This window comes from Bacillus sp. DNRA2 (assembly GCF_012843265.1).
In the GTDB taxonomy this organism is placed as follows: domain Bacteria; phylum Bacillota; class Bacilli; order Bacillales; family Cytobacillaceae; genus Bacillus_BU.
Map to the genome: position 1 here is coordinate 14,245 of NZ_JABAIT010000004.1, position 20,316 is coordinate 34,560.

Annotated in this window: 17 protein-coding genes; 15 read left to right on the forward strand and 2 right to left on the reverse strand. The window is 40.5% G+C overall.

Annotated elements, in window-relative coordinates:
* Positions 1 to 13: 13 nt before the first annotated feature.
* Entirely contained in the window at positions 14 to 1,285 is a 1,272-nt protein-coding gene (purD, locus tag HHO41_RS04975; protein WP_169096101.1) for a phosphoribosylamine--glycine ligase, read from the forward strand.
* On the opposite strand, the gene HHO41_RS22700 is transcribed toward purD, so the two are convergent.
* Entirely contained in the window at positions 1,269 to 1,394 is a 126-nt protein-coding gene (locus HHO41_RS22700) for an EYxxD motif small membrane protein (RefSeq protein WP_348981219.1), read from the reverse strand. The two genes, purD and HHO41_RS22700, sit on opposite strands and share 17 nt — an antisense overlap.
* A 62-nt stretch (positions 1,395 to 1,456) precedes the next feature.
* Positions 1,457 to 1,738, reverse strand: coding sequence for a YgaP family membrane protein (locus HHO41_RS04980; protein WP_169096103.1), 282 nt, complete (start codon positions 1,736 to 1,738; stop codon positions 1,457 to 1,459).
* Positions 1,739 to 1,946: 208 nt separating this feature from the next.
* Between HHO41_RS04980 and HHO41_RS04985 the strand changes: the two genes are divergently transcribed.
* The 14 genes from HHO41_RS04985 to HHO41_RS05050 all read left to right on the forward strand — a co-directional run bounded on the left by HHO41_RS04985 (position 1,947) and on the right by HHO41_RS05050 (position 20,216).
* Positions 1,947 to 3,686: an adenine deaminase C-terminal domain-containing protein gene (locus tag HHO41_RS04985; protein ID WP_169096105.1), complete on the forward strand. Its 1,740-nt coding sequence runs from the start codon at positions 1,947 to 1,949 to the stop codon at positions 3,684 to 3,686.
* A gap of 60 nt (positions 3,687 to 3,746) precedes the next feature.
* Entirely contained in the window at positions 3,747 to 4,778 is a 1,032-nt protein-coding gene (locus tag HHO41_RS04990; protein ID WP_169096107.1) for a DUF3048 domain-containing protein, read from the forward strand.
* Between the two features lie 36 nt (positions 4,779 to 4,814).
* Positions 4,815 to 5,129: a YerC/YecD family TrpR-related protein gene (locus HHO41_RS04995; protein ID WP_169096109.1), complete on the forward strand. Its 315-nt coding sequence runs from the start codon at positions 4,815 to 4,817 to the stop codon at positions 5,127 to 5,129.
* A 152-nt stretch (positions 5,130 to 5,281) separates the two neighbouring features.
* Entirely contained in the window at positions 5,282 to 5,968 is a 687-nt protein-coding gene (gene pcrB / locus HHO41_RS05000; protein WP_169096111.1) for a heptaprenylglyceryl phosphate synthase, read from the forward strand.
* A gap of 126 nt (positions 5,969 to 6,094) precedes the next feature.
* On the forward strand, positions 6,095 to 8,317 hold the full coding sequence (gene pcrA, locus HHO41_RS05005) for a DNA helicase PcrA (RefSeq protein WP_169096113.1): 2,223 nt from the start codon (positions 6,095 to 6,097) through the stop codon (positions 8,315 to 8,317).
* A gap of 17 nt (positions 8,318 to 8,334) precedes the next feature.
* A complete protein-coding gene (ligA, locus tag HHO41_RS05010; protein WP_169096115.1) occupies positions 8,335 to 10,341 on the forward strand; it encodes an NAD-dependent DNA ligase LigA in 2,007 nt (668 codons plus the stop codon).
* A 13-nt stretch (positions 10,342 to 10,354) separates the two neighbouring features.
* Positions 10,355 to 11,527, forward strand: coding sequence for a CamS family sex pheromone protein (locus HHO41_RS05015; RefSeq protein WP_169096117.1), 1,173 nt, complete (start codon positions 10,355 to 10,357; stop codon positions 11,525 to 11,527).
* Between the two features lie 114 nt (positions 11,528 to 11,641).
* A complete protein-coding gene (gene pruA, locus HHO41_RS05020) occupies positions 11,642 to 13,189 on the forward strand; it encodes an L-glutamate gamma-semialdehyde dehydrogenase (protein ID WP_169096119.1) in 1,548 nt (515 codons plus the stop codon).
* A gap of 494 nt (positions 13,190 to 13,683) precedes the next feature.
* The gene (gene aceA / locus HHO41_RS05025) at positions 13,684 to 14,967 is read left to right on the forward strand and encodes an isocitrate lyase (RefSeq protein ID WP_169096121.1); all 1,284 of its coding nucleotides are present in this window, start codon (positions 13,684 to 13,686) and stop codon (positions 14,965 to 14,967) included.
* 266 nt (positions 14,968 to 15,233) lie between these two features.
* A complete protein-coding gene (locus tag HHO41_RS05030) occupies positions 15,234 to 15,677 on the forward strand; it encodes a YueI family protein (RefSeq protein ID WP_169096123.1) in 444 nt (147 codons plus the stop codon).
* Between the two features lie 185 nt (positions 15,678 to 15,862).
* Entirely contained in the window at positions 15,863 to 16,153 is a 291-nt protein-coding gene (gene gatC, locus HHO41_RS05035; RefSeq protein WP_169096125.1) for an Asp-tRNA(Asn)/Glu-tRNA(Gln) amidotransferase subunit GatC, read from the forward strand.
* Between the two features lie 14 nt (positions 16,154 to 16,167).
* On the forward strand, positions 16,168 to 17,625 hold the full coding sequence (gatA, locus tag HHO41_RS05040) for an Asp-tRNA(Asn)/Glu-tRNA(Gln) amidotransferase subunit GatA (RefSeq protein ID WP_169096127.1): 1,458 nt from the start codon (positions 16,168 to 16,170) through the stop codon (positions 17,623 to 17,625).
* A 13-nt stretch (positions 17,626 to 17,638) separates the two neighbouring features.
* Positions 17,639 to 19,066, forward strand: a complete 1,428-nt coding sequence (gatB, locus tag HHO41_RS05045; protein WP_169096128.1) for an Asp-tRNA(Asn)/Glu-tRNA(Gln) amidotransferase subunit GatB — start codon at positions 17,639 to 17,641, stop codon at positions 19,064 to 19,066.
* A 208-nt stretch (positions 19,067 to 19,274) separates the two neighbouring features.
* On the forward strand, positions 19,275 to 20,216 hold the full coding sequence (locus tag HHO41_RS05050; protein ID WP_169096130.1) for a diacylglycerol kinase: 942 nt from the start codon (positions 19,275 to 19,277) through the stop codon (positions 20,214 to 20,216).
* Positions 20,217 to 20,316 lie beyond the last annotated feature (100 nt).

A 20,316-nucleotide genomic window follows, 5' to 3' on the forward strand; every position in this document is an offset into this window, starting at 1 on the left:
GGAGGCAGAAAACATGAACGTGTTAGTCATCGGCCGTGGTGGCAGAGAACATGCGATTTGCAGAAAAATGAAAGAAAGCACATTAGTTGAAAAAGTGTTTGTTGCTCCTGGTAATGATGGAATGACGGACGTTGCTGAACTCATCGCAATTGATGAAAGCAATCAAGCTGAGCTAGTGAAATTCGCACAAGAAAACGAAGTAGGCTTAACCTTTGTTGGTCCTGAAAATCCACTTCTTGAAGGTGTCGTTGATAAATTCATAGAAGCTGGCTTAAAAGTCTTTGGACCGAAACAAGTAGCAGCTTTAATTGAGGGCAGTAAATCATTTGCAAAAGATTTAATGCATAAATACAATATCCCAACTGCTGAGTATGCAGTGTTCAGCGAATATGAAGCAGCGAAGCAATATGTAGAAAAACTTGGTGCTCCAATCGTTATTAAAGCAGATGGTCTTGCTGCAGGAAAAGGTGTCGTCGTGGCGATGACAATGGATGAAGCACTAGCGGCTTTAAAGGACATGCTTTTGGACGAAAAATTTGGTGACGCTTCGGCAACAGTTGTCGTAGAAGAGTTTTTAGCCGGTGAAGAATTTTCATTGATGGCTTTAGTAAACGGCGATATCGTTGTACCGCTAGAAATTGCACAAGATCATAAGCGCGCTTATGATGGCGACCAAGGACCAAATACTGGTGGAATGGGAGCTTACTCTCCAGTTCCACAAATCAGCGCTGATGCTGTGCAAACGGCGATTGAAACCATTTTGCATCCAACTGCACAGGCAATGATTGAAGAAGGGCGCAGCTTTACTGGGATTTTATATGCGGGCTTAATTTTAACAGATAAAGGTCCAAAGGTGATCGAGTTTAACGCTCGCTTCGGTGATCCGGAGACACAAGTAATCTTGCCAAGATTAAAATCAGACTTAGTTGAAGTACTGTTAACACTATTGGATGGAAAAACTCCAGTACTTGAGTGGGATGACAATTATTGTATTGGCGTTGTAGTTGCTTCAGAAGGTTATCCTGGAGACTATACAAAAGGATCGGTTCTAGCAGGTTTAGCTGACATGAGCGATGAAGTGTATTTGTTCCACGCTGGTACGAAGCTAGATGGGGAAGGTCGTTTTGTTACAAATGGTGGACGAGTTCTTCTTGCAGGTGCAAAGGGTAAGGATTTAAAACTCGCCCAACAAAATGTTTATAAAGAATTGGACAAGCTAACTCGCGAAGGTGTCTTTTACCGCAAAGATATTGGCGCAAGAGCAATTGCTAGCGCTCTTTATTAGGTTTCCTACCATAAACGTAGTATAAGGCGATTATACTGCCGATTAGGGTGATAAGGACAAAGGACATATCGGTGATATATTCATAAATCATGCGAGCTCTCCTTCTCATAAGGCTGCCAAAACCAGTAATGGTTTGGCAGCCTTTTTTATTGTTTAGGCTTTCGTGTTTGTTTAAGTTGGATTGTATGGAAGGATAGATTCCGTATCAATGTCACTTGTTTGCTCGTTTTTATTGTTAGCTTGTATCTCACCCCAATTTTCAAATAGGGCGGTCAGTGGGCAAAATCGAACGATTCCTTCTGCAATCTTCATAGCAGCGAGAATCGCTACAACTAAATAGGAGTCCCGCCATGGCCGTTTGACTAGCTTTGCAGTTGTCCAAGATAAAAAGGTAAAACCAAGCGTAATTCTGATTAATGCGTTTAGGATACCAATGTTTGGTTTTATCGTCATATGTTTGTCACATCCTTTGTTGAAATTTAACAATTAATTTCCACGTTCTTTAGTGCGTTAAATTGCGAAATATGTTAGTATAATAACAATGAAAGGGTTTTCATTTGTTCTAGCTCCGGCGGCTGGGAGCTATCGTCACAAGCTCCCGAAGAGGCCGCTTGCGCTTTCATTGTTGAAATATCCCATTCTTTAGGGAGGGAACGGCACTATGGAACAACGGTATCGTTGGAAAAATAAGCAACTACGTGAGCACGTTTCCGTACTAGATGGAAAATGCGCACCGACTATATTATTGAAAAACGCAACATACCTTAATCAGGTTTTTAAGAAGTGGATGAAAGCAAACATTTGGATCTATGAGGATCGAATTGTTTACGTTGGTGAAAAATTACCTGAACTGCTTACACAGTGTGAAATTGTTGATTGCACTGGGATAAAGCTTGTTCCAGGTTATATCGAGCCTCATGCTCATCCTTTCTTGTTATATAATCCCCTGTCGTTAGCAGAATATGCTTGCCAGTTTGGGACAACAACGTTAATCAACGACAATTTAATGTTGGTCGTTAATTTAAACAATAAGGATGCAATTTCATTTGTTAAAGAAATGAAAGATATCCCCGCTTCCATGTTTTGGTGGTGCCGCTTTGATGCTCAAACCGAAATTTTGAATGAAAATCGGGTCTATTCTCAGGCTAATATTAAAACTTGGCTTGAACAAGATTGCGTATTACAGGGCGGAGAGTTAACCGGATGGCCGAAGCTGCTGGATGGCGATGATTTGCTTTTGCATTGGATTCAGGAAACAAAACGCGGCCGGAAAAAAATTGAAGGTCATTTTCCAGGGGCATCAGAAAAAACATTGGCGAAGATGATGCTCTTAGGGGCAGATTGCGATCATGAGGCAATGACTGGTGAAGAAGTACACAACAGACTAATGCAGGGCTATATGGTTTCATTACGCCATTCATCGATTCGCCCCGACTTACCAAAATTATTAACGGAAATCCATGAGCGTGGCATTGATTTTTATGATCGCTTCATTTTTACAACAGATGGAGCTTCTGCAAGCTTTTATGAAAAGGGAATTATTGATGAAATGATTCGGATCGCGATTAGCCATGGTGTTCCGATTATTGAAGCTTATAATATGGCAACAGTAAATGTAGCGCGTTATTACGGGATTGACCATTTACTAGGGAATATCGCCACTGGTAGAATTGCGAATATAAATTTCTTGATTGATGAGAAAAATCCTACTCCAGTTTCTGTTTTAGCTAAGGGACAATGGCTTAAGCGAGATGGAAAAGAAATCAAATCCAACTACTCAATTAATTGGGAGAAGCATGGACTGAAGCCGCTCGAAATTGATTGGGAACTGTCATGGGATGATATGCAATTTTCAATGCCGTTCGGTATCAAAATGGAAAACTCTGTTATCACAAAACCTTATTCGATTTTTATCGATTGTTCAGCTGATGAATTGTCACCAGATCATGATGAATGCTTTTTTATGTTGATTGATCGAAAAGGGAAATGGCGAATAAATACGCTCATCAAAGGTTTTGCCAATCGGCTTTCTGGGTTAGTTAGTTCGTTTTCAAATACTGGAGATATTATCCTGATTGGGAAAAACAAGCAGGATATGTTCACCGCATTTAAGCGGATGAAGGAAATTGGCGGCGGAATTGTTTGCTGCGAAAAAGGTGTTATTACACAGGAAATTCCTTTGCAGTTAATGGGGATCATGTCTGATAAAAAGGTCGAAGAGTTGATTGTTGAGGAAAATAAGCTGTTTAGTTATTTAAGGGAATCTGGTTATCAATTTGAGGATCCTATCTATTCTATGCTGTTTTTATCGGCGACGCATTTACCATATATAAGAGTGACCCAGCAGGGTATGTTCGATGTAATGAATAAAATGGTACTCTTTCCAACTATAATGCGTTAAAATATAAAAGTGATAAAGTATTAATTGGGATGGGATCATAATCGGATTGAGGTGACTAAGTTGCTAAAGAGAGTTCTCGCTTTGGCAGTGGCTTTTCTCCTTTTGTTAACAGGATGCAGCCAAACCAAAGATACCGTAACAGAGCATAAAGGCAAGGAAATCCAGTCTAATCAGAAGGAAACGGTGACGATTGCTAATCATTATCCGTTAACGGGTATAGCTACAAAGGAAGATATTGGTGGAAGGGCAGTAGCGGTTATGATTAATAATCATCCCGAAGCCAGGCCACAATCAGGTTTAGATCAGGCAGATATTGTATATGAGCTGTTGGCAGAAGGAAATGTGACGAGATTTTTAGCAATATTTCAAAGTGAAAAGCCAGAGCGAATTGGACCTGTCCGAAGTGCTCGCGAATACTATATTAAATTGGCCAAGGCATATGACAGCTTATATATTGCCCATGGCTATAGTATTGACGCAAAAGAATTACTCGATAGCGGTTATATCGATCATTTAAATGGAATGCAGTATGATGGAACGTTGTTTAAGCGTTCGTCAGACCGAGTCCCTCCACATAACTCATATATTTCTTATGAGAAAATTATCGAAGGGGCAAATAAAGAAGGTTATTCAATGGAAAAACCGCCAGAACCATTAACCTTTTTATCAAAGGATGAAGTTGAGAAGCTCGAGGGTCAACCTGCTAACAAAGTAACCGTTGCTTACTATAATAATGCTACGTTTACAGCGACATATGAATATGATCAAACGATTGGAAAATATAAACGTTCTTCACTTGGCGCCGAAACCGTCAATTTTGATAACGGTAATCCGGTGTTGTTAGACAATATCCTTATAATTGAAACACCACATCAAACGTATGATAATGTGGGGCGTCGAAAAATTGATTTAACCTCAGGCGGTAAAGCCTATTTGCTACAAAAAGGAATCATCAGGGACGTTGAATGGAAAAGCGATAATGGCCGGATAGTACCTGCAGTTAATGGGTCAGTAATCGGGTTGGTTCCTGGTAAAACATGGATTAATGTTATTCCATCAAGCCCTGGACTTGCGGGTTCTGTGAAATTTTAAGTAAATGAATCAGAATGATAAAAGGAGTATTGGAAGATGCAAATTGATAAATTAAGAGGAAAAGAGCTTGATCAATTGTTTAAGGCGATTCTTGCTCTTGAAAATATTGAAGAGTGCTATCGTTTCTTTGATGATTTATGTACAGTAAATGAAATTCAATCCTTGGCTCAGCGATTAGAAGTTGCGAGAATGCTGCGCGAGGGTAATACCTATCATAAGATTGAAACGGAAACAGGTGCGAGTACTGCGACGATTTCCCGTGTTAAACGTTGTTTGAATTATGGGAATGAAGCGTATGAAATGGCGTTAGATCGCGTTAAAGAGCCGGAAACAGAAAAGAGCGAGGACTAATATATGGAGGATACCAAGGAGTCAAATCTTTGGTATTTTTTTGTGCATTTTTTTATTTTCATTACAGGCTTTTCAATTTGGATTTTATTTTTTAATACACATGAACAAATGATATAATGGTGAAATGGAAACTAGAATGGGGGCTATACAGAATGTATGATGTGCGCGAGTGGCGTCATGTATTTAAACTCGATCCAGATAAAGAGGTTGCTGATGAGGAGTTAGAGAAAATCTGTGAATCCGGAACAGACGCAATTATTATAGGCGGCACTGATGGGGTAACGCTTGACAAGGTGCTGGATTTATTGGTTCGCGTTCGTCGCTATCAAGTACCATGCTGTTTGGAGGTTTCAAATATTGAAGCTATAACGCCTGGATTTGATTTGTATTTTATCCCAACGGTTTTAAACAGCCGAGAGGCAAAATGGATAACTGGTCTTCATCACCGTGCCCTAAAGGAATTCGGTGAATTAATGAATTGGGATGAAATTTTAGTTGAAGGTTATTGTATTTTAAATGATCAATGTAAAGCTGCTGAGGTTACAAATGCTAATACAGAGCTTGAATTAGAAGACGTCATTGCTTATGCGAGCTTAGCGGATAAAATGTTTCATTTGCCAATCTTTTATATGGAATATAGCGGAACTTACGGTAATCCAAAGTGGCTTAAGGAAGTGAAGTCACATTTGGAACAGGCGACCTTTTTCTATGGAGGCGGAATTACAACGGCTGAACAGGCAAAGGAAATGGCCGAGTTTGCTGATGTGGTGGTAGTGGGGAATAGTGTCTATAAGGATTTAAGACAAGCACTCGCAACCGTAACAGCAGTTAAAGGTTAATCAAACGTTTGATTGAATACGAAAAAACGGGTCACACCTGGATTAGAACCATTTTAATCAATCGATTGATTAAAAGATTTTGGATTCTGATAAACTTACTAAAACTAGTTATGAGTGGTGAAATAGATGCAATATCTGACTGAACGACTGTTAAATGGAATGAACCCTGAACAGGGAAAGGCTGTAAAAGCAACGGACGGTCCGCTGTTAATTATGGCCGGGGCAGGTAGTGGAAAGACTAGGGTGTTAACGCATCGGATAGCTTATTTAATCGTCGAGAAAAGGATAAATCCCTATAATATCTTGGCGATTACGTTTACGAATAAAGCTGCAAAAGAAATGAAGGAGCGGATTGGAAACTTAATGGGTGGGGTTGCCGAAGAGGTATGGATTTCAACCTTTCACTCCATGTGCGTGAGAATTTTACGCCGTGATATTGATCGAATTGGCTATAATCGCAATTTCACAATCCTTGATACAGGTGACCAACAATCAGTCATTAAGACCATATTAAAAGAAAAAAATCTTGATCCGAAAAAGTACGACCCGCGTGCCTTATTAGGTTCGATTAGCTCGGCAAAGAATGAATTGATCGACCCGGAAGTGTATAGCAAAAATGCCGGGGGCTACTTTGAACAAGTTGTCGCAGACGTGTACAAGGAATACCAAAAACGGCTGTTGAAAAATAGTTCATTAGACTTCGACGATTTAATTATGAAGACAATCCAATTATTCCAGCGTGTTCCGGAAGTGTTGGAGTTTTATCAGCGCAAGTTTCAATATATTCATGTTGATGAGTACCAGGATACGAACAGAGCACAATATATGCTCGTAAAGCTGCTTGCAGCAAGATTTAAAAACCTTTGTGTTGTCGGAGACTCTGACCAATCGATTTATCGTTGGCGCGGTGCGGATATCGCCAATATTTTATCATTTGAAAAAGACTATCCGAATGCTCAGGTAATTATGCTCGAGCAAAATTACCGCTCAACACAAAGAATCCTGCTAGCTGCGAATGAAGTGATCAAAAACAACTTAAACAGAAAGCCAAAGAATCTGTGGACTGAAAATGCGGAGGGTAATAAAATTTCATATTTACGTGCTGATAGCGAACAGGGTGAGGGACAATTTGTTGCCGGGAAAATTAAAGAGCTTGTCGATAGTGGGAAGTATAAACGTTCCGATATTGCGATTTTATATCGTACCAATGCCCAGTCGCGTGTAATCGAGGAAGTTTTATTAAAATCGAACATTGATTACTCGATTGTCGGCGGAATAAAGTTCTACGAACGAAAAGAAATTAAGGATATTATTTCTTATTTAAAGCTCGTGGCAAATCCGGATGATGAAATCTCGTTTGCTCGTGTTATTAATGTTCCGAAGCGTGGAATCGGTTCAAGCTCTTTAGATAAAATAGCTAATTTTGCGCAAATGCATGACATTTCGATGTTTGCTGCGCTCGAATCGGTGGAGCTGATTGGTTTAAGCCCAAAGGTTACGAAAGCTGCAGCAGAATTTCGTGATTTGATTAAAGGCTACTCGCAAATGCAGGAATTTTTATCAGTAACAGAGCTAGTTGAAGCGATATTAGATAAATCAGGTTACCGTGAGATGCTTAAGGCTGAGAAGTCATTAGAAGCACAAAGCCGTCTTGAAAACTTGGACGAGTTATTATCTGTAACAAAGAATTTTGAAGAAGAAAATGAAGATAAAAGCTTAGTTGCCTTTTTAACCGACCTTGCCTTAGTTGCGGACATTGATAGTCTTGATGATGATGGTCAAAAAAAGACTGATACGGTTGTGTTAATGACGCTGCATTCGGCAAAAGGCTTGGAATTTCCGATTGTATTTTTGCTGGGCTTGGAGGAAGGCGTGTTCCCGCATAGCCGTTCATTATTTGAAGAAGCGGAAATGGAGGAGGAGCGCCGACTTGCGTATGTTGGAATTACACGTGCTGAAGAGCAGTTGTTTATTACAAATGCGCAGATGCGAACTTTATTCGGTAGAACCAACATGAATCCACCGTCGCGATTTATAAAGGAAATTCCCAATGATTTAATTGAAGGAATGGAACCTGTCAAAAAGAGTACGTCTTCCTTCCAGCCATACTCAAAACAGCCGCAGCAACAGCGTAAACCTGTGATGCGTCCAGTCGTAACAGCAACAACTTCTGGTGGTGACGACTTCGCCTGGCGTGTTGGCGATAAAGCCGCTCATGGCAAATGGGGAACTGGTACGGTTGTTAGTGTCAAGGGACAAGGCGAAGGGTTGGAATTGGACATTGCATTTCCAAAGCCTGTTGGGATTAAACGATTGCTTGCCAAATTTGCACCGATTACAAAAGCATAAAAGAAAGGGTTGCGTGTATGGACCTTCAATCAGAAAAAAATCGAGTTAGCGAGTTGCATACTTTATTAAATCAATATAATTATGAGTACTATGTACTGGATGACCCGAGTGTTCCTGATGCTGAGTATGACCGTTTAATGAAGGAATTAATTGAGCTTGAAGAGAAATTTCCCGAGCTTAAGACGATTGATTCTCCTTCGCAGCGTGTCGGTGGCGGGGTTCTGGAGGGATTCGAAAAGGTTCAGCATACTACGCCAATGCTTAGTCTTGGTAATGCTTTTAATGCTGAGGATTTACGTGATTTTGACCGACGAATTCGCCAGATTGTCGGGAATGATTTTTCATATGTATGTGAGCTGAAAATTGACGGTTTAGCCGTTTCGTTACGTTATCAGGATGGGGTGTTTATCCAGGGGGCAACCCGTGGTGATGGTTCGATTGGTGAGGATATTAGCGCCAATTTGAAAACAATCGGTTCGATTCCGCTGCGATTAAAGGAGCCGGCTAGCCTCGAGGTTCGTGGCGAAGCATATATGCCAAAGCGGTCCTTTGACGCGTTAAATAAGGTGAAGGCTGAAAAGGGTGAAGAAGCATTTGCCAATCCAAGAAATGCGGCCGCTGGTTCTTTACGACAGCTGGATCCGAAAATTGCTGCCTCCCGAAATTTGGATGTATTTTTGTATGGTATTGCCGGAGTCGAGCGTGAGGATGTTCAGTCCCATAGTGAAGGTTTAAATTGGTTGGACAGCTTAGGGTTTAAAACGAATAAGGAACGGACGAAATGCTCAGATATTGATCGCGTGATTGAGTTTGTGGAAAGCTGGGTTGAAAAACGACCAGGCTTACCATACGAAATTGATGGAATCGTGATTAAGGTCGATTCACTCAAGCAGCAGGAGCGCTTAGGCACTACGGCAAAAAGTCCACGCTGGGCAATTGCCTACAAGTTTCCGGCTGAAGAAGTTGTTACAACCTTAAAGGAAATTGAACTTAGTGTGGGACGAACTGGTGTGATCACACCAACAGCAATTTTGGAGCCGGTAAAAGTCGCGGGAACGACAGTAAGTCGCGCATCATTGCATAATGAGGATTTAATCCGCGAAAAAGACATTCGCTTAGGTGATCAGGTTGTTGTTAAAAAAGCTGGAGATATCATACCTGAGGTTGTCAATGTTTTAGTTGAACGTCGTACTGGCGAAGAAATCGAATTCAAAATGCCGACCCATTGTCCTGAATGTGAAAGCGAACTGGTTCGTTTTGAAGATGAAGTAGCTCTGCGTTGTATTAATCCAAAATGTCCGGCTCAAATTCGTGAAGGACTGATTCATTTTGTGTCTCGAGGTGCGATGAATATCGAGGGCTTAGGTGAAAAGGTGATTAGTCAATTATTTGCAGAAAAGCTGATCGTCGATGTTGCTGATATTTATAAATTACAGCGCGAGCAATTAATTGGTCTAGAGCGAATGGGTGAAAAATCAATTCAGAAGTTGCTCAATGCGATTGAGACTTCAAAGGATAATTCATTAGAAAAGCTTTTATTCGGACTTGGAATTCGCCATGTTGGTGCCAAAGCAGCAAAAACCTTAGCTCAAGCTTTTGAAACAATGGATCGTTTAGCGATGGCTACGATTGAGGAACTGAGAGCAATTAATGAAATCGGCGAAAAAATGGCAGATTCGGTTGTGACTTATTTTAGTAAGGAAGAAGTTCGAGAGCTGCTGCAAGAGTTAAAGGCAGCAGCTGTAAATATGGAGTATAAAGGTCCGAAGCCCGTTTCGGTCGAAGATTCTAATTCTTATTTTGCCGGAAAAACGATTGTACTGACTGGGAAATTGGAGCAGTTAAGTCGAAATGAGGCAAAGGAAAAAATTGAAGCCCTTGGTGGTAATGTAGCTGGTAGTGTCAGTAAGAAGACTGACCTAGTAATTGCCGGTGAGGATGCTGGCTCAAAGCTAACAAAAGCACAAGAATTGGATATTGAAATATGGGACGAGGAGAGAATGATTCAAGAATTAACTAAGTAAGAGAGGGAAACCGATGAAAAGACTAGTAATGATTGCTTTGTCTCTGCTGCTTTTGTTGACTGCTTGCGCTCCTAATTTTAAAAAGGAAGATGAAGTAGTCCAAAATAATAAGAGTGACTCTAAAGAGAAAGCAATTATTCCAAAGTATCAAATTTCAGATCAGTATTACCGGACGATTTTACCATTCAAACCAGGGGAAGCACGCGGCTTAGTCGTTAATAACTTAAATACTCGCTATGATATCAATGAGTTTGAGACTGGATTAATGCGCGTGGCGTTGAAAAACTTTAGTCCGGATAAGTATTTTTTCCAGGAAGGTCAGTATTTGAAAAAGAAGACAGTCGGATTATGGTTAAATCGTCAGTTTACACCAGAGCAACTTGCGGCTGAAGGACTGAAGGAAGATGAGAATATCGGGTTAAATCCGTTAGATGATGGGGTTGGCGATTTAAAGACTCGTAATGAGAAAAGTCCGATATATCTTGCCCATATATTAGAGCACGATTATTTAACGAAGGATGATAATGGGAATGTCCATCTCGATGGTGTTGTTATTGGCCTTGCATTAAATTCAGTGTACTATTATACAACTGTCCAGTATGGTGATGTGTTTGAACGGAAAATTCCTCATGATGAGCTAGAGCGCAAAGGAAAGGAAATTGCGGCTGAGGTTGCTAAGCGAATCCGCGGTGTTGAGGGGCTTGGAGATGTACCAGTTACAATTGCCTTGTTCGAACAAGCTGATAAATCATCTGTTGTACCTGGAAATTTCTTTGCCTATGCAAATATGTCAGAAGGCAGCAATTCGCTTGGTGGCTGGGAAGCTGTTGATGAGAAGTACTATTTATTCCCATCAGAGTCGGCAACAAAGGATCATCGTGCTGATGTTACGTTCTTCCAAAACTTTAAGCAGGATGTTGAAGAATATTTCCCTAATTTTAATGGTGTAATCGGCAAAGCATTTTATATTGGAAGTCAACTAAATGAAGTATCAATCAGTATACCGATTCAATTTTATGGAAAAGCAGAAGGGGTCGGCTTTACACAGTATGTAACAGGTTTAGTAATGGAGCATTTCCCTGATTATGTGACGGTACAGGTTTCGATCACCTCGGTTAATGGACCAGAGGCTTTAATTATCCGTAAAGCGGACCAGAACGAACCAATTGTTCATATTTATCAATAGTAATACTTGAATTCGGAATTGCATAAACATGGAAGGTGAGCGAATTGGCTTGCCTTCTTTTTATATTGGGATAATGATAAAATAAGGGGGAAATCAGCGATAGGAGGCGGTAAAATGGTACAACCTTACAAACACGAGCCTTTCACAGATTTTACTGATGAGAAAAACCGAAATGAATATCTTCAGGGATTGCAAACAGTCGAAAGCTATCTAGGACGGGATTACGACTTAATTATCGGTGGTGTGAGAATTTCAACAGAAGCGAAAATCGTATCTTACAATCCTGCAAATAAACAGGAGATTATTGGTACGGTATCAAAGGCAAATCGTGACCATGCAGAACAGGCAATGCAGGCAGCGGTTTTAGCATTTAAAACATGGCGAAAATCAAAGCCAGAAATGCGGGCTGATGTATTGTTTAAAGCTGCGACCATTTTACGGCGTCGTAAAGCTGAATTTTCAGCGTTATTGACGAAAGAAGCTGGAAAGCCTTGGCGAGAAGCGGATGCTGATACCGCGGAAGCCATTGATTTTCTTGAATATTATGGACGACAAATGCTGCGGATAAAAGATGGTGCCCCGGTACAGAGTCGTCCGAATGAATTTAACCGTTATGACTATATTCCTTTGGGGGTAGGAATCATTATTTCACCATGGAACTTCCCGCTTGCGATTATGGCTGGAACGACAGTTGCGGCAATCGTAGCAGGTAACACAGTGCTGTTGAAGCCGGCTTCTGCTACCCCAATTGTCGCAGCTAAATTTGTTGAGGTGATGGAAGAAGCGGGACTACCTCCTGGGGTGTTGAACTTTGTTCCAGGCAGCGGGGCAGAGATAGGTGATTATTTAGTCGAACATAAGGATACTCGCTTTATTAGCTTTACTGGCTCCCGTGATGTCGGATTGCGTATTTATGAACGTGCCTCGAAAGTTACGGATGGGCAAATTTGGCTGAAACGGGTTATTGCTGAAATGGGCGGTAAAGATACGATTGTCGTCGATAGTGAGGCGGATTTGGAATTGGCAGCGCAGTCGATAGTAGCAAGTAGCTTTGGCTTCGCCGGGCAAAAGTGTTCAGCCTGTTCCAGGGTTATTGTTGTGGAAGCTGTATATGACCAGGTTTTAAAACGTGTAGTTGAATTGACAAAGCAATTGGCGGTTGGTGATCCGGTTGAGGAGACAACCTTTATGGGACCGGTTATTGATGAGAATGCTTATAACAAAATTATCGAATATATTGAAATAGGGAAGCAGGAAGGTAAGTTAGTTGCAGGTGGGACAGTGGACCTTTCAAAAGGCTATTTTGTTCAACCAACTGTTTTTGCTGATCTTGACCCACAGGCAAGATTGATGCAAGAGGAAATCTTTGGGCCAGTAGTTGGTTTCTCAAAGGCAGGGACGTTTGAAGAAGCAATTGAATTGGGTAATCATACTGAATACGGCTTAACTGGAGCGGTGATTACAAAAAATCGTGAGCATCTCGAACGGGCTCGAGAGGATTTCTATGTCGGTAATCTGTACTTTAACAGAGGATGTACCGGGGCAATCGTTGGTTATCAACCATTTGGTGGATTTAACATGTCTGGTACGGATTCAAAAGCTGGTGGCCCAGATTATTTATTGCTCCATATGCAAGCAAAAACCACTTCAGAAATGTTTTAATTGGAAATTTTTCTTGAGATTTTTAGATTAATAATATGGATCCAATCTCTTGTAGGGATTGGATTTTTTGTATTTAGTCAAAATAATTCTGTCTCATGTAGATAATATTCTGCTCGGTAAAATATGTCGAAAAATTAAGAAAATTTGTCGAAAATAAATTCAGAAAAATCTAACAAAATAGGTTCCATTTTCAAAAATCCTGTTATATAATACAAACAGATCAAAGATTTACTGTGTTATAACATTTACAATAATGTCTACAGAAGTATTGATAAATAAGTGTTTTTACCAGTAGACAGCCAGTGATCTGTATTATTTGGGAGAGAATTGAGCGGATGCTCAGCTAATACCATAGTGTATTACAGCTTTCGACAAACTCACTCTGACCAAGTCTTGTTAGATTTCATATTATTCGCATATGAAATCTTAAGATTAATAACTAACTAGGATTTACTAAACAAAGGGGTATTTCAAAAAAAGGGAGGAAGTATTTCATGACAAACGAAAGAGTAAAGCAACTTCAAGAAAGCTGGGAATTAGACGCACGCTGGAAAGGGATTACACGTCCTTATTCTGCAGAGGAAGTAATTAAACTACGCGGTTCAATCGACATCGAGTACACTTTAGCTCGTCGCGGTTCTGAAAAGCTTTGGAAACTTGTAAACGAAGAAGATTTTGTTAACGCACTTGGTGCATTAACTGGTAACCAAGCGGTTCAACAAGTTAAAGCTGGTCTTAAAGCAATCTACCTAAGCGGATGGCAAGTCGCTGCTGATGCTAACCTTGCTGGTCAAATGTACCCTGACCAAAGCTTATACCCTGCTAACAGTGTTCCTGCTGTTGTTAAACGTATTAACCAAGCATTACAACGTGCTGACCAAATCACTCATGGCGAAGGCGACAACTCAATCGATTGGTTCGCTCCAATCGTTGCTGATGCTGAAGCTGGCTTCGGTGGTCAATTAAACGTATTTGAACTAATGAAAGGCATGATCGAAGCTGGTGCGTCTGGCGTTCACTTCGAAGACCAACTTTCTTCTGAGAAAAAATGTGGTCACTTAGGCGGTAAAGTATTACTTCCAACTCAAACTGCAGTTAAAAACTTAATCGCTGCTCGTCTTGCAGCTGACGTAATGGGAACTCCAACTGTATTAATCGCTCGTACTGATGCTAACGCTGCTGACCTTATCACTAGCGATGTTGACCCATACGATGCACCATTTATCGAAGGCGAACGTACTCCAGAAGGTTTCCACCGAGTTAAAGCTGGTATCGACCAAGCAATCGCTCGTGGTTTAGCTTACGCTCCATATGCTGATATGATCTGGTGCGAAACTTCTGAACCAAACCTTGAAGAAGCTCGTCAATTTGCTGAAGCAATCCATGCGAAATTCCCTGGCAAATTACTTGCTTACAACTGCTCTCCATCATTCAACTGGAAAGCTAAGCTTGATGACGAAACAATTGCTAAATTCCAAGTTGAACTTGGCAAAATGGGTTACAAATTCCAATTCGTTACACTTGCAGGTTTCCATGCATTAAACCACAGCATGTTCAATCTTGCTCTTGGTTACAAAGATCGTGGTATGGCTGCATACTCTGAGCTTCAACAAGCTGAGTTCACATCTGAAAAAGATGGTTACACAGCTACTCGTCACCAACGTGAAGTAGGAACTGGCTACTTCGATAGCGTTTCTATGATCGTATCTGGTGGTACTTCTTCAACTACAGCTCTTAAAGGCTCAACTGAAGAAGAGCAATTCCAAGCATCTAAGTAATTTGCTTAATGCTTAATTGTTAATCTAGTTTTTACCTTGTGATTTTTACTCCTATATTTCTCCTATATTGCCTTCTCTTCTGTTGTCGAAGAGAAGGATTTTTTTGTTTGTGGGACTTTAACGTATTAGAGCGATGGGGGACAGTCCCCCATCGCTCTAATGCGTTAAAGGGGTGGGGGACTGTCCCCCACTACACTAAAGTGTTATTTTTCACGTTTTTTGGAATGCTACATACATAGTAGTAAGTTGAGGGGAGGGTATTCGAGTTGGAACGTTCAAAGGTTGATGAGTATTTGCAGCACGGGATACATGGTGCGATGGAAACAAAGTCGAGCGAACGCTTGAAATTTTTAACCTCGTTACGGGAACGTGTAATCGTTGCTCTAACGGAGGAACAGGTGAAGGAGAAGGATGTATTTCCGCAAGTTGTAGCCTTAATGAAGGAAAACGCCTCCGCACATTTATTTTTAAACGGTCATTTAGATTATCAATATTTGAGTAAGTACATCAAAATTGCCAGTGCCGCCAATTTGGAATTTACGATTGTTACCAACAAAGATTATTATTCCGAGTTAGGATTAGTGTTAGCGGCCAATACTGCCATTAATAAAGAAGATATTTACATCGATAGTAAAATGGCCATTAATTATGAACTTGCCGAAGAAAATGATAAAGGGCTCTTTTCAGGAATCAAAAACCTATTTAAATAAGGAACAATCCTAAATAGACACTTCCCAAATAGGCAAGTGTCTATTTTTATTGACGTTTTTCGTGGTAAAATAGGCAATGGATTAATCTGGACAGACGCCGAAACATTGTTGCTTTAATGCGAAAAAGTTTGATATTATCTTATTATTGTGAAACTGTTCGAATAAATTTGGAGGTGACTAACAAAATGACAAGAATTTCAGAGGAACAAGTAAAGCATGTCGCCCACTTAGCGCGATTAGCGATCACTGAAGAAGAGGCGGTAAAATTTACGAAGCAGCTTGATGCGATTATCACATTTGCTGAACAATTAAACGAACTCGATACGGAAAATGTGGAGCCAACTTCCCACGTTTTAGAACTAAAAAATGTATTGCGTGAAGATATCCCACAACCAGGACTTCCACGAGAAGAAGTACTGAAAAACGCACCACAGACCCAAGATGGACAAATTAAGGTGCCGGCTATTATCGAGTAAGGAGGGGAAGAAAAATGAGTTTATTTGATCAATCAATAGCAGATTTACATCAATTACTACATAAAAAAGAACTATCTGTTTCTGATTTAGTGGATCAATCTTTCAAACGAATCAATGAAGTGGAAGATAAAGTCCAAGCTTTTTTAACATTAAATGAAGAAAACGCTCGGGAGATTGCCAAAGCTTTAGATAGCAAGCTTGGTACGGACGAAGCTAAGGGCTTGTTATTTGGAATGCCAATCGGTATTAAGGATAACATTGTAACCAAAAATCTACGCACAACTTGTGCTAGTAAAATTTTAGAGAATTTTGACCCAATCTATGATGCAACCGTTATGCAAAAATTGCATGCTGCTGAAACCGTTACGATTGGAAAATTGAACATGGATGAGTTTGCGATGGGGTCTTCAACAGAGAACTCTGGTTATCAAAAAACAAAAAATCCGTGGAATTTGGAAACTGTTCCTGGTGGATCTTCAGGTGGTTCAGCTGCATCTGTTGCAGCAGGTGAAGTATTATTTTCACTGGGCTCTGATACAGGCGGCTCGATTCGTCAGCCGGCAGCATACTGTGGAGTTGTTGGATTAAAACCAACATACGGCCGCGTATCTCGGTTTGGCTTAGTTGCATTTGCATCATCATTAGACCAAATCGGACCGGTTACGAGAACGGTTGAGGATAATGCGTATTTATTACAGGCCATTTCCGGTCATGATGCAATGGATTCTACATCAGCTAATCTATCTGTGCCAAACTTTGTTGGAGCATTAACAGGTGATGTGAAAGGTCTAAAAATTGCTGTGCCTAAGGAATATCTTGGTGAGGGTGTACAAGATGAGGTCCGTGAATCAGTATTAGCAGCATTAAAAGTGCTTGAAAAGCTTGGTGCAACTTGGGAAGAAGTATCGCTACCGCACTCAAAATATGCGTTAGCCACTTATTATTTATTATCTTCTTCTGAGGCTTCGGCTAACCTTTCACGTTTTGACGGCGTCCGTTACGGTTATCGTACGCAAAATGCTGATAATTTAATTGATATGTATAAGAAAACTCGGGCTGAAGGATTTGGCGACGAGGTTAAGCGTCGGATTATGCTTGGAACTTTCGCATTAAGCTCTGGTTACTATGATGCCTATTATAAAAAAGCTCAAAAAGTTCGGACGTTAATTAAGCAAGATTTTGAAAAAGTCTTTGAAAAATATGATGTCATTGTTGGACCAACTACGCCAACTCCTTCCTTTAAATTGGGTGAAAAGACGTCAGATCCATTAACGATGTATGCGAACGATATTTTAACCATCCCTGTTAACCTTGCAGGAGTACCAGGAATCTCTGTTCCTTGCGGCTTTTCAAATGGTCTGCCATTAGGGTTGCAAATTATCGGAAAGCATTATGATGAAGCAACAGTATACCGCGTCGCACATGCTTATGAACAAGCGACTGATTTTCATAAACAAAAACCTGAACTGTAAGGGGTGAGAAGCAATGGAATTTGAAACAGTGATAGGACTTGAAGTCCACGTAGAATTAAAAACAGATTCAAAAATCTTTTCTGCTAGTCCGAACCATTTCGGTGCAGAGCCGAATATGAATACAAGTGTGATTGATCTAGGCTATCCAGGCGTATTACCGGTCTTAAATCGCAAGGTTGTTGACTACGGCATGAAGGCCTGCATGGCGCTTAATTGCCAAATCGCTACTGAAACAAAATTTGACCGTAAAAACTACTTCTATCCAGATAATCCAAAAGCTTATCAAATTTCCCAATTTGATAAGCCAATTGGAGAGCATGGCTATATTGACATTGAAGTGGACGGCTATAAGAAACGCATCGGGATTACCCGTATTCACCTTGAAGAAGATGCCGGCAAGTTAAACCATGGCAAGGGATATTCACTTTGTGATTATAATCGCCAAGGTACGCCGTTAATCGAAATCGTATCTGAGCCAGATATCCGCACTCCAAATGAGGCATATGCTTATTTGGAAAAATTAAAATCAATCATTCAATATACTGGTGTTTCTGATTGTAAAATGGAAGAAGGATCATTGCGTTGTGATGCCAATATTTCGATTCGTCCTTTTGGCCAAGAAGAGTTCGGTACGAAAACTGAGCTGAAAAACTTGAACTCGTTCAACTTCGTGCGCAAAGGTCTAGAGTACGAAGAAATTCGTCAACGTGAAGTTGTTTCCGCTGGCGGTGTTATTGAACAAGAAACACGCCGTTTCGACGAAGCAACTGGAGCAACTTTGTTAATGCGTGTAAAAGAAGGATCTGACGATTATCGTTATTTCCCAGAGCCTGACCTACCAGATATTTATATCGATGAGGAATGGAAGGCGCGCATTCGCGCAGAAATTCCTGAGCTTCCAGATGCACGGTTTAAGCGCTATACAGAAGAATTGGGATTGCCGGAATATGATGCTCAAGTATTGACTGTAACAAAGGAAATGTCAGATTTCTTTGATGCTACAGTTGCGGCTGGAGCGGATGCCAAGCAAGCGTCGAACTGGATCATGGGTGAGGTTTCTGCCTACTTAAAGGCTGAAGCAAAGGAACTTCATGAAGTCGCTTTAACGCCAGATGGCTTAGCTGGTTTAATCAAGTTGATTGTTGATGGTACCATCTCTTCAAAAATCGCAAAAACAGTATTTAAAGAATTAATAGAAAACGGTGGCAATGCAGAGGAAATCGTTAAAGCAAAAGGACTTGTGCAAATTTCTGATGAGGGTGCCCTGTTAAAAATTATCGGCGAAGTATTGGATAACAATCCGCAATCAATTGCTGATTTTAAAGATGGTAAACAAAAAGCAGTTGGCTTCCTTGTTGGTCAAATCATGAAAGCAACAAAAGGACAAGCCAATCCACAATTGGTTAACAAGCTATTGGTGGAAGAGATTAATAAGCGCTAAGAGAAAATAGCTGGTGGATGCTGAGGTCCATCAGCTATTTTCATAGAAATTGTTTATTTGGTTAATGTGACAGGGGTTGCAGCAAAATAACTCTAGTTGCATTTTTATCTATATAGTACTTGACGAAATGGCATGAAGAGATTATGTTAATTGATGGTAAAGTGTCAGATGATATATTAATGAAACTATTTGTTATAGGATGATGGATATGAAACGAGCTAGGATTATTTATAATCCTACTTCTGGGCGTGAAATCTTTAAAAAACATTTGCCAGAAGTATTACAAAGACTTGAAATTGCCGGCTATGAAACCTCCTGTCATGCGACAACTGGTGCTGGCGATGCTACGTTTGCGGCAAGAGTTGCAGTAGAACGTCGCTATGATTTAGTTATTGCCGCAGGTGGAGATGGAACGATCAATGAAGTAGTCAATGGTTTGGCGGAGCAATCGTATCGGCCAAAACTTGGTATTATACCGGTTGGAACAACGAATGATTTTGCCCGAGCCCTCCATATATCTCGTGATATTTTAGCAGCAACAGATATTATTGTGAAGGGTGATACGATCCCTGTTGATATCGGAAGAATGAATGATCGTTATTTTATCAACATTGCCGGTGGGGGTAGAATAACGGAATTAACTTATGAGGTTCCTAGCAGACTGAAGACAATGCTTGGGCAACTTGCTTACTACTTAAAAGGGATGGAAATGCTGCCATCAATCAAAGCTTCAGAAGTAAGCATTGAGTATGACGGAAAGATGTTTGAAGGAGAAGTTATGCTGTTCCTTGTCGGATTGACCAATTCGGTTGGGGGATTTGAAAAGCTCTCTCCAGACTCATCGATTAATGACGGGTTATTCACGTTAATTATCATGAAAAAGGCGAATTTGGCTGATTTCATTAGAATTGCATCACTAGCAGTCCGCGGTGAACACGTTAATGATCCGCATGTAATCTATACGAAGGCAAATCGGATTAAGGTACAATCCAATGAAATTGTTCAGTTAAACCTGGACGGAGAATTTGGTGGCTTATTACCTGCTGAATTTGAAAATTTATATCGTCATTTAGAAGTATTCGTGCCTCTTGAAGAAATTCGTCCCGAGGATCGTCCTGATCGCTGGGAAAGTCCGGTCCAAAATGGCTAAAAGGAGTTCGCTCTAATTATTGGAGCGAACTTTCTTTTATTTTTATTTTTTCAAGAAAAAAATGTAATATTGAAGGGATAACTAAAATATAGACGAAATC